Below are 13,396 nucleotides of genomic sequence, written 5' to 3' on the forward strand. Positions count from 1 at the left end.
ACTCAGTGACAACCCTTGCGTCCGTGGTCGAGCGTGGCGCCCGCCGGCACCCGGCCCGGGTCGGCCGGCAGGAAGCGCCATTCGTAGGCGCCGTCCAGCAGGCGCAGTTTCAGCACGCCATCGTAGCTGGCTTCGCGCACCTCGCTGTGCGGTGTGAATTGCAGGAAGGGCGTGGCATAGGCGCCGCCGGTGCCGACCACGAACTGGCGCACGCCGCGCGCCGGGTCGCGCCGGCCGTCGGCATCCTGCGGCGCGAAGCGCTCGTAGTCGTGGTCGTGGCCCGACAAGACGATCTCGGCGCCGGCCGCATGCAGCAGTGCGAAGGCGTCGCGCATGCGCCCCGGACCGAGGTGCCCGCCCGAGGTGTAGAGCGGGTGGTGCCAGAACGCGAGGGTGCAGGCAGCCGGCTGGCGCGCCAGTTCGTCGCGCAGCCAGCCGATCTGGGCGGCGTGGGCCGGGCCCTTCAGGTTGCTGTCGAGCGAAATCACAAGCCAGCTGCCGAGCCGAAGGCTGTACCAGCTACGACCTTGCGGCCTGGCGCGTTCGCCGAAATAGGCGAAGTAGGGCGCGGCGCCTGGCGTCGCATATTCGTGATTGCCGGGGGTGGGCCAGGTGCGCTCGCGAAAGCGCCCCCAGGTCGGGCCGTAGCAGCGCTCGAACTCGGCCGCGGTGCCCTTGGGGTAGGTATGGTCGCCCAGCGTCAGGACGGCGGACTGCAGGCCGGCGCGGTCATCGGCGCGCAGCAATCCTTCCACCAGCCTGCCAGTGGCGGCGGCGCCGGACCAGCGCGGATCGGGATGCTTGCAGCGCGCGATGTCGCCGGCCGCATACACTGTGTATGTGCCAGTGTGTGCGGCAGTGAAGGCAAGCGCGGGCCCGGCGGCTGCAAGCAGCGCCAGGCCGCCCAGCAGGCGCGGCGCCATCCGGACCATCGCAGCGTGCGCTTATTCGATGAAGCGCAGCAGGCCCCGCAGCGCATGCGCCACGGTCTGCTCGCGCACCGCCTGGCGGTCGCCCTGGAACACCAGCCGCTCGGTATGGGTCGTGTCGCCGCGCGACCAGCCGAAGCAGACCGTGCCCACCGGCTTGCCCGGCACCGCGCCGGTCGGGCCGGCGATGCCGGTGGTCGACACCGCGACGTCGGCCGTGCTGCTGGACAGGGCGCCTTCGGCCATCTTGCCGGCCACTTCCTCGCTCACCGAGCCGAACTGCGCCATGAGCGCGGCCGGCACGTCGAGCAGCTCGGTCTTGGAATTGTTGGAATAGGTGACGAAGCCGCAGTCGAACCAGCCGGTGGAGCCCGGGATTTCGGTGATCGCCTGGGACACGCCGCCCCCGGTGCAGGATTCGGCGGTCGCCAGCACCAGGCGCTTGGCCTCGAGCGCACGGCCAACTTTGGTAGCAAGATCTAGGATATCGTTCGTCACGTGAAGCTCCTCTGAATGCGGTGGGCCAGATAGGCACGCAAGCGGCGCCCGGTTTCATTCTAGCGCGCTCCGTGCCGTACTGACACAGAAAGCGTGCACGGGATTCTCAAGCCGGCGCCAACTTAGCCGCGATGCATCTTTTACCCATGCTGCATGGGTGTCTTGACGATCGGCGCGCAAGGCGCAATCGTGAAAAGTTCTGTGCGACATGACACGAAGCGGTCCGTTATGCTGAACGCGCCTCTGGGCTTGCCAGTAGGCATTGCCTTGAACCTTTTGTTTTTTCGTAGGACCCTGGATGCCGCTCGAACGACATGCGCATGACCGGATGGGGCCGGCGCAAGCCTGCGGCGCCCGCACGCGCGCCCGACCAGCTGGACGGCCCCCGCCGGAGGCCGCATGACCCAGCGACGATCGATCCGCAGCAAGCTGGTGCGGGCAGTGATGACGACCACGCTGGTCGCCCTGCTGGTGTCGGTGGCGATCATCATCTTCTACGACCTGCGCAGCTATCACCGTACCCTGGTCAACGACCTGGCCACGCAGGCGGAGCTGGTCGGCCACATGACCTCGGCCGCGCTGAGCTTCGACGACCCGCGCCTGGCCAACGAAAACCTGGCGCTGCTGCGCACCCGCCCGCAGGTCCGCGCCGCCGCCATCTACGCCGCCGACGGCGCGCTGTTCGCTTCCTACCGGGCGCCGGGCGAGCCGCACGGGGTGCCGACGGTGCTGCCGAGCGCCCCCGCCGGCGACCGCGAGAACCTGGTCATCCACCAGCGCATCGTCGAAAACGGCGACACCGTCGGCACGGTCTACCTGCGCGCCGAGAACCAGCTGCTGGCGCGCACCCTGGATTACCTGAGCATCGCGCTGGGCGTGACGCTGCTGGCGATGGGCGTGGCCTATCTCTTGATGCGCCGCATGGGCCGGGTGGTGACCGCGCCGATCGTGGCCATCACCGAGATCGCGCGCGACGTGGTCGCCACCCGCGACTACTCGCGCCGCGCGCCGCGCATCAGCAACGACGAGGCCGGGGAGCTGGTCGATTCCTTCAATGCCATGCTGACCGAGATCGAGGTGCGCACCCGCGAGCTGGAAACTTCCAGCAGCGAGATCGCGCGCGAGGTGGGTGAACGCTCACGCGCCCAGCAGGAAGTCATGCGGCTCAACGAGCAGCTGGAGCAGCGCGTGGACGAGCGCACCCTGCAGCTGGCGCTGGCCAACGCCGAACTGGCCAATGCGATCGAGGAGGCGCGCAGCGCCAACCAGGCCAAGTCGGCCTTCCTGTCCTCGATGAGCCACGAGCTGCGCACGCCGCTCAACGCCATCCTCGGCTTCGCCCAGATCCTCACATCAAGCACGCTGCCCTCGACCCTCGAGCAGAAGAAGGAATTCGCCAGCCACATATTGAAATCGGGCCGCCACCTGCTCACCCTGATCAACGAGATCCTCGACCTGGCCAAGGTGGAGTCGGGCACGGTGACGCTGTCGATGGAGCCGGTGGCGCTCAGCGACACGCTGCTCGAGACCCGCACGATGGTCGAGCCGATCGCAGCCAGCCGCGGGGTGCGCGTGCTGTTCCCCGAAACGCCTGGCGCGGTGGTGCTGGCCGACCGCACGCGCCTCAAGCAGGTCCTGCTCAACCTGCTGTCGAACGCGGTCAAGTACAACCGCGACGCCGGCGCGGTGGTGGTGGCCTGCGAACAGGTGGCGCCGACGCGGCTGCGCCTGTCGGTGCAGGACACCGGCGCCGGCCTCGACGCCGACCAGGTGGCCAGCCTGTTCCAGCCCTTCAACCGGCTTGGCCAGGAGGGCGGCAGCCAGGAGGGCACCGGCATCGGCCTGGTGGTGACCAAGCGCCTGGTGGAACTCATGGGGGGCGACATCGGTGTTACCAGCAGCCCCGGCGTGGGCAGCGTGTTCTGGATCGAACTCGCCACCACGGCCCCGCTGTCCGTGGCGACGGCGGAGGGCGCCGCCACCGTCGCGCCGGAAGTCCCCATGGCGCCGGACGCAGACGGGGCGCGGCCGGACCCGCACCTGATCCTGTATGTCGAGGACAACCCGGCCAACCTGCGCCTGGTGGAAGAGATCGTGCGCTTCCGCGCCGACCTGCGGCTGCTGTCGGCGCCCGACGGCCATGTCGGCCTGTCGCTGGCGCGCGCCCACCGTCCCGAGATCATCCTGATGGATGTGAACCTGCCGGGCATGAGCGGGATCGAGGTGCTCAGGCAGCTGCGCGCCGACCCGCTGACTGCCGCCATCCCGGTCATTGCCCTGACCGCCAATGCGATGGCGCGCGACATCGAGCGCGGCATGACGGTCGGTTTCAACCGTTACCTGACCAAGCCGATCGAGATCGAGAAGTTTACCGAAGCAATCGACAGTACCCTGGCGCAGCTGCGCTCCATTGCAAGTGGAGAGAACGCCGCGCCGGCCGAAAGGAAGGCCGAATGATTTCACTGCAAGACATCCGCCGCGCGCGCATCCTCGTCGTGGACGACGAGCCCGTCAACGTCCAGCTGCTCGAATACCTCCTGAAGACCACCGGGTACGAAAACGTCGCGGCTACCTACGACCCGCGCCAGGTGGTGTCGCTGCACCTGAAGCACCGCTACGACCTGATCATCCTCGACCTGCACATGCCGGGCATGGACGGCTTCGACGTGATGGAAGCGCTCAAGCCGCTGGAAAGCGATTCGTGGCTGCCGGTGCTGGTGGTGACCGCCGAGCCGGACAAGAAGCTGGCCGCGCTCGAGGCCGGCGCACGCGACTTCATCGGCAAGCCCTTCGACACGGTCGAGGTCATGACGCGCATCCGCAACCTGCTGGAAGTGCGCCTGCTGCACCGCGAGTCGCAGGACTACGGCGTGCAGCTGGAACGCGAGGTGCGCGAGCGCACCGCCGAGCTGGCGCGCTTCCGCGGTGCGATGGATGCGACGCCGGACGCGATCTTCCTGATCGACACCGCCTCGATGGCGATGGTCGACGTCTCGGACGGCGCCTGCCGCATGCTCGGCTTCTCGCGCGAGGCGCTGTTGCGCATCGATCCGGTGGCGCTGGGCCTGGCCACGCGCGCGCTGCTCGAACGCCACCTGGCGGCCGATGCGCCCGCCCATGGCGGCCGGGGGCCGGAAGGCGCGGTGGAGTTCGGCGCGCTGCCGGGCGACATCGTCGAGACCGACCTGCTGCGCGCCGGCGGGCAGGGCGCGGTGCCGGTGGAGATCAGCTGGAAACTGCAAGACCTGGGCAAGAGCCGCATGCTGATCGCGGTAGCGCGCGACATCAGCGAACGCCTGCATGCGCAGGAACGCATGCGCCACATGGCCAGCTACGACGCGCTTACCGGCCTGCCAAACCGCACCCTGTTCTTCCAGAACCTGCGCGACGCGATCGAACTGGCGCGCGACAAGAACTGGCGGGTGGCGGTGCTGTGCATCACGCTCGACCGCTTCAAGATCATCAACGATTCGCTCGGCACCGCGCGCGGCGACGACCTGCTGGGCCAGTTCAGCACGCGCCTGGTGCGCGTGGTGCGCCTGCGCGACATCGTCGGCCGCCTGGGAGGCGACGAATTCGCGCTGTTCCTGACCATGACGCGCGACCAGCAGGAGGCGGTGAACGTCGCCAACGAGATCCGCGAGTCGCTGCGCACGCCCTTCGACCTGCACGGCCAGCAGGCCGCGCTCACGGCCAGCATCGGCATCGCCATGTATCCGGACGATTCGACCGATCCGGCCGCGCTGATCAAGTATGCCGACACCGCGATGGTGCGCGCCAAGGAAGCGGGCCGCGACGGCTACCGCTTCTTCACTGCCGGCATGAACGTGCAGGTGCTGGCGCGCCTGGACCTCGAGCTGGCGCTGCGCGGCGCGCTCGAGGACGGCCAGTTCGTGCTGTACTACCAGCCCAAGCTGGAACTGAACACCGGCCGCATCTCGGGCGTGGAAGCGCTGCTGCGGTGGAACCGTCCCGGCTTCGGGCTGGTCTACCCGGCCGAATTCGTGCCGGTGATGGAAGAAACGGGGCTGGTGGTGCGGGTCGGCGAATGGATCGTCGACGAAGCCTGCCGCCAGATCGCGGCCTGGAACGCCGACGGGGTGCGCGACCTGCGGGTGGCGGTGAACGTGTCGAGCCGCCAGTTCGTCGAGGGCGACCTGGAGGGTGTGATCCGTGCGGCGCTGGAGCGCCACAAGATCGAGCCGGGCATGCTGGAGCTGGAACTGACCGAAAGCGCCCTGATGTCGAACGCCGAGCACACCATCGAGGTGCTGGGACGCCTGAAGGAGCTCGGCATCCGGATCGCGATCGACGACTTCGGCACCGGTTACTCCTCGCTCGCCTACCTCAAGCGCTTCCCGATCGACAAGCTGAAGATCGACATCGCCTTCGTGCGCGACATCGTGACCAACCCGGACGATGCGGCGATCGCGCTGGCGATCATCAGCATGGCGCACAGCCTGCACATGCAGGTGATCGCCGAGGGCGTGGAGACGCGCGCGCAGATGGCCTACCTGCGCCGCAACCGCTGCGACGAAATACAGGGCTTCCATTTCTCGCGCGCGCTGCCGAGCGAGGAGCTGGTGCGCCTGGTGCGCGACAACCGCGAACAGCCCGACCAGCCGCCGGCCCAGGACGACAAGCTCCAGACCCTCCTGATCGTCGACGACGACGTCAACGTGCTGACCGCGCTGCACCGCCTGTTCCGGCGCGACACCTACCGGGTGCTGACGGCCGCGTCGCCGGCCGAAGGCTTCGAATTGCTGGCGCTGTACCGGGTGCAGGTGATCGTGTGCGACCAGCGCATGCCGGTGATGAGCGGGACCGAATTCCTCAGCAAGGTCAAGGAGATGTATCCGGAAACGATCCGCATCATCCTGTCGGGGGATACCGGCGTGGAGACGGTGCTCGATTCGATCAACCGCGGCGCGATCTACCGCTTCTATACCAAGCCCTGGGATGACCTGCAGCTAAGGGAGAATATCCGGCTGGCGTTCCGGCATTACTGGCTGACGTATGGGCCGTATGACGACCGCAGGACGCCGCGGGAGGAGGACGGCAGGGCTGCTGCCGGTTGAACGCGTGGGCAGGTTTCCTGCCCACGCGTTCAACTGAAGTGATCCCACCCACTCAGCTCGAGATCGAGCGGCGCCCCCGAAGCATCCACGAAGCGCAAGCCCGGTTCGGCCTCGATCCGTCCAACCCGGGTGACGGCGGTGCCGCTGGCCCGACCCGCCTCCAGCACCGCTTCGCGATGCTCGACCGGCGCCGTAAAGCACAATTCGTAGTCATCCCCACCCGCCGCCGTGAACCTGCGCCGCAGCTCCAGCGGCTGGCGCGCCAGCACCGGCCCGGCCGGCAACGCATCCACGTCGAGCGTCGCGCCGACCTTCGAGGCGGCGAGGATATGCCCCAGGTCGCCGACCAGCCCATCCGAAATATCGAGCGCCGCATGAGCGATTGGCAGCTCTGCAAGCGCCAGCCCCAGCGCCACGCGCGGCGCCGGCACGTGCATCCGCTGCGCCGCCTGTGCATGGTCCCCGGCGGATAATTTCAGCTCCTTCCAGTACCCAGCCAGGGCGAGGCGCGCATCGCCCAGCGTCCCGGAAACCCAGATGTCGTCGCCGGCCCGCGCCGCGTCGCGCCGCAGCGCGTGCCCGGGCGCCAGCTCGCCGAACACCGTGATGCAGATGTTCAGCGGCCCCTTGGTGGTATCGCCGCCGACCAGTTCGCAGCCGTGTTCGTCGGCCAGCGCGAACAGCCCGCGCGAAAAGCCGTCCAGCCACGCCGGGTCGGCCGCGGGCAGGCTGAGGGCGAGCGTAAAGGCCAGGGGCCGCGCGCCCATCGCCGCCAGGTCCGACAGATTCACCGCCAGGCTCTTATGGCCCAGCATCAAGGGATCGGCGCCGGCGAAGAAATGGCGGTCCTCGACCAGCATGTCGGATGAAATCGCCAACTGGTGGCCGGGAGAGGGCGTCAGCAGGGCGCAGTCGTCGCCGATGCCGAGGTCGGCCCGGCCCGGGCGCTCGCGCTTGAAGTAGCGTTTGATAAGGTCGAATTCGGAGAGCATGGCGCCATTGTAAACGTCCTGTTTATTTAGAAGCTGAGCTAATGCCGGGGGCAGATGTATAGGCAAGTCTTATGAATCGAGTCCTCGCTTGTTGAAAATACGTAGCCTTTGTCAACTGTTCGTCTGATAAAATTGGAGGTTCCCCTCTAGTTGCAAAAGGCTGCCAGGCATGGACTCGTCATCGGACAAGAAAGAAGAATTGCGTCAACAACTGCGTGCTGCAGCGCTCGAATACCACCAGATTCCCCGTCCCGGCAAGATCAGCGTCACCCCGACCAAGGGCCTGCTGAACCAGCGCGACCTGGCACTGGCGTATTCGCCGGGCGTCGCCGCGCCTTGCGAGGAAATCGTCAAGGACCCGGCCAATTCGTACAAGTACACCGCACGCGGCAACCTGGTCGCGGTGATCTCGAACGGCACCGCCGTCCTTGGCCTGGGCAATATCGGCCCGCTGGCTTCCAAGCCGGTCATGGAAGGCAAGGGCGTGCTGTTCAAGAAGTTCGCGGGCATCGACGTGTTCGACATCGAGGTCGCCGAGAACGACCCCGATAAACTGGTCGACATCATCGCTTCGCTCGAACCGACCTTTGGCGGCATCAACCTCGAGGACATCAAGGCGCCGGAGTGCTTCTACATCGAGCGCAAGCTGCGCGAGCGCATGAAGATCCCGGTCTTCCACGACGACCAGCACGGCACCGCGATCATTGTCGGCGCCGCCATCCTGAACGGCCTGAAGGTCGTCAACAAGGACCTCAAGGCCTGCAAACTGGTGGTGTCGGGCGCCGGCGCGGCCGCGCTGGCCTGCCTCGACCTGATCGTCGACCTCGGCTTCCCGATCGAGAACATTTTTGTGACCGACCTGGCCGGCGTGGTCTACAAGGGCCGTGCCGAACTGATGGACCCGGACAAGGAGCGCTTCGCGCAAGACACGCCGCACCGTTCGCTGGCCGACGTGATTCCCGGCGCCGACATCTTCCTCGGCCTGTCCGCGGGCGGCGTCCTGAAGCAGGACATGGTCAAGTCGATGGCCGCCAACCCGCTGATCCTGGCGCTGGCCAACCCGAATCCGGAAATCCTGCCGGAAGACGTCAAGGCCGTGCGCAGCGACGCGATCATCGCCACCGGCCGTTCGGACTATCCGAACCAGGTCAACAACGTGCTGTGCTTCCCGTATATGTTCCGCGGCGCGCTGGACTGCGGCGCGACCACCATCACCCGCGAAATGGAAATCGCGGTGGTGCATGCGATCGCCGCCCTGGCGCACGCCGAGCAGTCGGACATCGTGGCCTCGGCCTACGGCATCAGCAACCTGTCCTTCGGTCCGGAATACCTGATCCCGATGCCCTTCGACCCGCGCCTGCTGACCCACATCGCGCCGGCGGTGGCCAGGGCCGCGCAGGAAGGCGGCGTGGCCACGCGCCCGATCGCCGACATGGAAGCCTACGCCGAGAGCCTGCAGCAGTTCGTGTACCGCAGCGGCACCTTCATGAAGCCGCTGTTCTCGGTGGCGAAAGCCGCGCCGCTGGAAACCAAGCGCATCGTCTACGCCGAGGGCGAGGACGAGCGCGTGCTGCGCGCGGTGCAGGTGGTGGTCGACGAGAAGCTGGCGCGCCCGATCCTGGTAGGCCGTCCGGCCGTGCTGGAAAAGCGCATCGAGAAGTTTGGCCTGCGCCTGAAGCTCGGCCAGCACGTCGACGTGATCAACCCGGACTTCGACGAGCGCTACCGCGACTACTGGCAGACCTACTACGGGATCGGCATGCGCAAGGGCGTGACCATCGACATGGCCAAGCTCGAGATGCGCCGCCGCCATACGCTGATCGGCGCCATGATGGTCCACAAGGGCGACGCGGACGGCCTGATCTGCGGCACCTACGGCACCACCCAGATGCACCTGCACTATATCGACCAGGTGCTGGGCAAGCGCGCCGGCACCAACGTGTACGCCGCGATGAACTTCCTGATCACGCCGGACCGCCAGCTGGCGATCGTCGACACCCACGTCAACGAGAACCCGAGCGCGCCGGAACTGGCCGAGATCACCGTGATGGCCGCCGAGGAAATGGAACGCTTCGGCATCCAGCCGCGCGCGGCCCTGCTGTCGCATTCGAACTTCGGCACCTCCAACAGCGCGTCGGCCCAGAAGATGCGTGCGGTCCTGCCGCTGGTGCAGCAGGCCAAGCCGGACCTGGAAATCGACGGCGAGATGCACGGCGACACCGCGATCGAAGCCAAGGTGCGCGTGAAGATCATGCCTGACTCGAAGCTGACCGGCGACGCCAACCTGCTGGTGATGCCGAACATCGACGCCGCCAACATCTCGTACAACCTGGTCAAGAGCGCGGCCGGCAACGGCATCGCGGTCGGCCCGGTGCTGCTGGGCTGCGCCCGTCCGGTGCACATCCTGACCCCGTCGTCGACGGTGCGCCGGATCGTCAATATGACGGCGTTGTGTGTCGTGGATGCAGTGTCGCAGCGGTAATTCATCGGGTGGTCGGCCGAGCCGACCACCCTACGTTTTGAGATGAATCAAACGTATTTGTCTCCGAGTTTCGTCATTTGTCTTCGCTCAAATACAACGGTAACAAACCGTAAGCGGGTACCGGACACCCGGGCTTTCAAGGCATAATGTCGAGATAAATTGTTGCTTTTCTTGCACCGGTCTCTACCGTGCAAAGCTGTTAACGACCCCTCTCTGATACAATCCGGGGCTGTCCTGCGTCTGGCGGCCTGCGAGACCCATCTTCTAGAATCCAAGAACATGCAAACAACGAAACGAGCCCTGATCACTGGCATTACCGGCCAGGATGGCGCCTACCTGGCGCAGATTCTCCTGGAAAAAGGTTACCACGTGACCGGCACTTTCCGTCGCTCCAGCTCGGTCAATTTCTGGCGCATCGAGGAGCTCGGCATCGAGAAGCACCCGAACCTGGCGCTGGTCGAATACGACCTGACCGACCTGTCGTCGAGCATCCGCCTGATCGAAAGCAGCCGTCCGGACGAAGTCTATAACCTGGCGGCGCAGAGTTTCGTCGGCGTGTCCTTCGAGCAGCCGGTCACCACCGCGTCGATCACTGGCCTGGGCGCCGTCAACCTGCTCGAAGCCATCCGCATCATCAATCCGAAGATCCGCTTCTACCAGGCATCCACCTCCGAGATGTTCGGCAAGGTGCAGGCCATCCCGCAGATCGAGGAAACCCCGTTCTACCCGCGCAGCCCCTACGGCGTCGCCAAGCTGTACGCGCACTGGATGACCGTCAACTACCGCGAGTCCTACGGCATCTTCGGTTCCTCGGGCATCCTGTTCAACCACGAATCGCCCCTGCGCGGCCGTGAGTTCGTCACCCGCAAGATCACCGACTCGGTCGCCAAGATCGTCCTGAACAAGCTCGACGTGCTCGAACTGGGCAACCTCGACGCCAAGCGCGACTGGGGCTTCGCCAAAGAATATGTCGAAGGCATGTGGCGCATCCTGCAGGCCGACGAGCCCGACACCTTCGTGCTGGCGACCAATCGCACCGAGACCGTGCGCGACTTCGTCACCATGGCCTTCAAGGGCGCCGGCATCAGCGTCGAATTCAGCGGCGAAGGCGAGAACGAAGTGGGGCATTGCGCCCGCACCGGCAAGGCCCTGGTGCGCGTGTCGCCCAAGTTCTACCGCCCGGCCGAAGTCGACCTGCTCATCGGCGACCCGGCCAAGGCCAAGCGCGTGCTCGGCTGGGAGCCGAAGACCACGCTCGAAGAACTGTGCCAGATGATGGTCGACGCCGACCTGCGTCGCAACGAAATCGGATTCTCGTTCTAAATCATGGAACGTATGGCCACGGATGACATCCCGGCGTTCATCGGCGGGCGAGAAGGCGAGGGACGGCGCGCACTCATCACGGGCCTGCGCGGCTTCACCGGCCATTACATGGCGCAAGAGTTGACCGCGGCGGGCTACCGTGTCTACGGCACCGTCATGCCCGGCGAAGAGCTCGGCCCGGACATCTTGCCGGTCGACCTGTGCGACCGCGAAGCCGTGGCCCGCATGGTCGACGAGGTGCAGCCCGACGTGGTCGCGCACCTGGCCGGCATCGCTTTCGTGGCCCACACGAATGCCGAACTGATGTACCGCGTCAACGTCGTCGGCACCCGCAACCTGCTGGAGGCGCTGGCCAATGGCAAGCACCGTCCCACCAGCGTGCTGCTGGCTTCGTCGGCCAATATCTACGGCAATGCCAGCGTGCCCGTCATCGACGAAAACGTGGCCCCCAGCCCGGCCAACGACTACGCCGTCAGCAAGCTGTCCATGGAATACATGGCGCGCCTCTGGATGGACCGGCTGCCGATCACCATCGCGCGCCCGTTCAACTATACAGGCGTGGGCCAGGCCGAGAACTTCCTGCTGCCGAAGATCGTCTCGCACTTCCGCCGCAACGAAAAGCGCATCGAGCTGGGCAACCTGGCCATCGCGCGCGACTTCTCCGACGTGCGCATGGTGGCGCGCGCCTACCGCCGCCTGATGGCGGTGGCCCCCAGCGGCGAAGCCTTCAACGTCTGTTCGGGCAGCTCGCATTCGCTGGCCAACCTGATCGACATGATGAGCGAGATCGCCGGCTACCACATCGACGTGCACGTCAACCCGGCCTTTGTGCGCGCCAACGACGTGCTCACCCTGTCGGGCAGCAACAGCAAGCTGAGCGCCGTCATCGGCCAACTCGACCCGACGCCGCTGTCCGAGACGCTGCGCTGGATGTACCAGGCGTGAGCTCCGGCGGTCTCACCGTCGGGCTCGGAACGACCATGATCGAACCGGGCCTGACCGGCGGCCGCCTCGACGGCATCGGCGTCTACACCAGCGCGCTGATGCGGCACTTGCCGCGCACCGGCTGCACCGTGCTTCCGTATTCCTGGCCACGCCTGCAGGTGGGCAGGCGTGCGGGTGCCGAGGGTATCAGCATCGGCCAGCCGATGCCGCAATCCTTCGAAAAAGCCTCCCTGGTCGATCTCGCCACCCCAGGAGCGCACCGCGTCCATATGCCGGCCGATCTGTTCCACGTCACCGACTACCGCATCGTGCGCATGGATTGCCCGGTCGTGGCCACCCTGCACGACGCCTTGCCCATCAAGTATCCCGAGTGGTGCAACCCGCGCCTGCGCAGCGTCAAGAACTGGCTGCAGCGCAAGGCCGCCGCCAAGGCCGACCACGTCATCGCACTCTCGTATTTCGCGATCGATGAACTGGTCGAGTGCTTTGGCGTGAACCCGCAGCGGGTGTCGGTGGTCTATTGTGGCGTGGACGATGAATGGCTCGAGGCGCCCGACGATGCTGCCGTCGCCGCCACGCTCGCGCGCTACAAACTTCGTCCAGGCTATTTCCTTACCGTCGGTACGCTGCAGCCGCGCAAGAATGTCGGCCGCCTGCTCGAGGCTTGGCTAATGCTGCCGAAAAGCCTGCGCGAGGAGCGCGCGCTGGTGGTGGTCGGCGCGCGCGGCTGGCGCTGCGAGGCGCTTCTGGCCCAGCTCGAGGCGGCGCAGGCCGATGGCGAGAACGTGGTCTGGCTCGACCGGCTCACCGACCCGCAGGAACTGCGCCACCTGTATGCCGGCGCCGGCGTATTCGCCTTCCCGTCGCTGTACGAAGGCTTCGGCATTCCGGTGGTCGAGGCCTTCGCTTCGCGCGTGCCGGTGGTGGCCTCGAACGCCAGTTCGCTGCCCGAAGTCACGCAGGGCGCAGCGCTCGACGTCGATCCACTCGACACCGGCATGCTGGCCGACGCGCTGCACACCCTCGCAAGCGATGCCCGCGAGCGCGCGCGCTGCATCGCCGCCGGGCGCGAACGCGCCGAACAACTCACCTGGCACGCCACCGCACGGCAGACCGCCGAGGTGTACCGTGCAGTACTTTCGCAGTAAG

General features: G+C 66.6%; 9 protein-coding genes. 6 read left to right on the forward strand and 3 right to left on the reverse strand.

Annotated elements, in window-relative coordinates; translation table 11 throughout:
• Nucleotides 1-2: 2 nt before the first annotated feature.
• Both AC56LU_RS04765 and AC56LU_RS04770 read right to left on the reverse strand, forming a co-directional pair.
• Nucleotides 3-932 (reverse strand): metallophosphoesterase family protein, encoded by a 930-nt coding sequence (locus AC56LU_RS04765; RefSeq protein WP_497174457.1) that lies wholly within the window; start codon nt 930-932, stop codon nt 3-5.
• A gap of 12 nt (nt 933-944) precedes the next feature.
• Complete coding sequence (locus tag AC56LU_RS04770; protein WP_497174458.1) at nt 945-1,427, reverse strand: CinA family protein; 483 nt, start codon at nt 1,425-1,427, stop codon at nt 945-947.
• Between the two features lie 399 nt (nt 1,428-1,826).
• On the opposite strand from AC56LU_RS04770, the gene AC56LU_RS04775 reads away from it, so the two are divergent.
• The gene (locus AC56LU_RS04775) at nt 1,827-3,884 is read left to right on the forward strand and encodes a sensor histidine kinase, YfiR-like protein-associated (RefSeq protein ID WP_497174459.1); all 2,058 of its coding nucleotides are present in this window, start codon (nt 1,827-1,829) and stop codon (nt 3,882-3,884) included.
• Complete coding sequence (locus AC56LU_RS04780; RefSeq protein ID WP_497174460.1) at nt 3,881-6,505, forward strand: EAL domain-containing protein; 2,625 nt, start codon at nt 3,881-3,883, stop codon at nt 6,503-6,505. Before AC56LU_RS04775 ends, AC56LU_RS04780 begins: the two co-directional genes overlap by 4 nt.
• 29 nt (nt 6,506-6,534) lie before the next feature.
• On the opposite strand, the gene thiL is transcribed toward AC56LU_RS04780, so the two are convergent.
• Entirely contained in the window at nt 6,535-7,497 is a 963-nt protein-coding gene (gene thiL, locus AC56LU_RS04785; protein ID WP_497174461.1) for a thiamine-phosphate kinase, read from the reverse strand.
• Between the two features lie 169 nt (nt 7,498-7,666).
• Here thiL and AC56LU_RS04790 point away from each other — a divergent pair, with 169 nt between their 5' ends.
• The 4 genes from AC56LU_RS04790 (at nt 7,667) to AC56LU_RS04805 (ending at nt 13,395) form a co-directional block, all read left to right on the forward strand.
• Nucleotides 7,667-9,979: an NADP-dependent malic enzyme gene (locus AC56LU_RS04790; protein ID WP_497174462.1), complete on the forward strand. Its 2,313-nt coding sequence runs from the start codon at nt 7,667-7,669 to the stop codon at nt 9,977-9,979.
• Between the two features lie 279 nt (nt 9,980-10,258).
• Entirely contained in the window at nt 10,259-11,302 is a 1,044-nt protein-coding gene (gene gmd / locus AC56LU_RS04795; RefSeq protein ID WP_497174463.1) for a GDP-mannose 4,6-dehydratase, read from the forward strand.
• A gap of 3 nt (nt 11,303-11,305) precedes the next feature.
• Nucleotides 11,306-12,247, forward strand: a complete 942-nt coding sequence (locus AC56LU_RS04800) for a GDP-mannose 4,6-dehydratase (protein WP_497174464.1) — start codon at nt 11,306-11,308, stop codon at nt 12,245-12,247.
• A 35-nt stretch (nt 12,248-12,282) separates the two neighbouring features.
• Entirely contained in the window at nt 12,283-13,395 is a 1,113-nt protein-coding gene (locus tag AC56LU_RS04805; protein ID WP_497174465.1) for a glycosyltransferase family 4 protein, read from the forward strand.
• Nucleotide 13,396: the final 1 nt, after the last annotated feature.

This window comes from Telluria sp. PB2R4 (genome assembly GCF_059685695.1).

What these genes read in the sequence shown, in the direction of transcription:
- AC56LU_RS04765 (WP_497174457.1), bottom strand. Translation starts at nt 932, where the DNA reads ATGGTCCGGATGGCGCCGCGCCTGCTGGGCGGCCTGGCGCTGCTTGCA.
- AC56LU_RS04775 (WP_497174459.1), top strand. Translation starts at nt 1,827, where the DNA reads ATGACCCAGCGACGATCGATCCGCAGCAAGCTGGTGCGGGCAGTGATG.
- AC56LU_RS04780 (WP_497174460.1), top strand. Translation starts at nt 3,881, where the DNA reads ATGATTTCACTGCAAGACATCCGCCGCGCGCGCATCCTCGTCGTGGAC.
- thiL (WP_497174461.1), bottom strand. Translation starts at nt 7,497, where the DNA reads ATGCTCTCCGAATTCGACCTTATCAAACGCTACTTCAAGCGCGAGCGC.
- AC56LU_RS04790 (WP_497174462.1), top strand. Translation starts at nt 7,667, where the DNA reads ATGGACTCGTCATCGGACAAGAAAGAAGAATTGCGTCAACAACTGCGT.
- gmd (WP_497174463.1), top strand. Translation starts at nt 10,259, where the DNA reads ATGCAAACAACGAAACGAGCCCTGATCACTGGCATTACCGGCCAGGAT.
- AC56LU_RS04800 (WP_497174464.1), top strand. Translation starts at nt 11,306, where the DNA reads ATGGAACGTATGGCCACGGATGACATCCCGGCGTTCATCGGCGGGCGA.
- AC56LU_RS04805 (WP_497174465.1), top strand. Translation starts at nt 12,283, where the DNA reads ATGATCGAACCGGGCCTGACCGGCGGCCGCCTCGACGGCATCGGCGTC.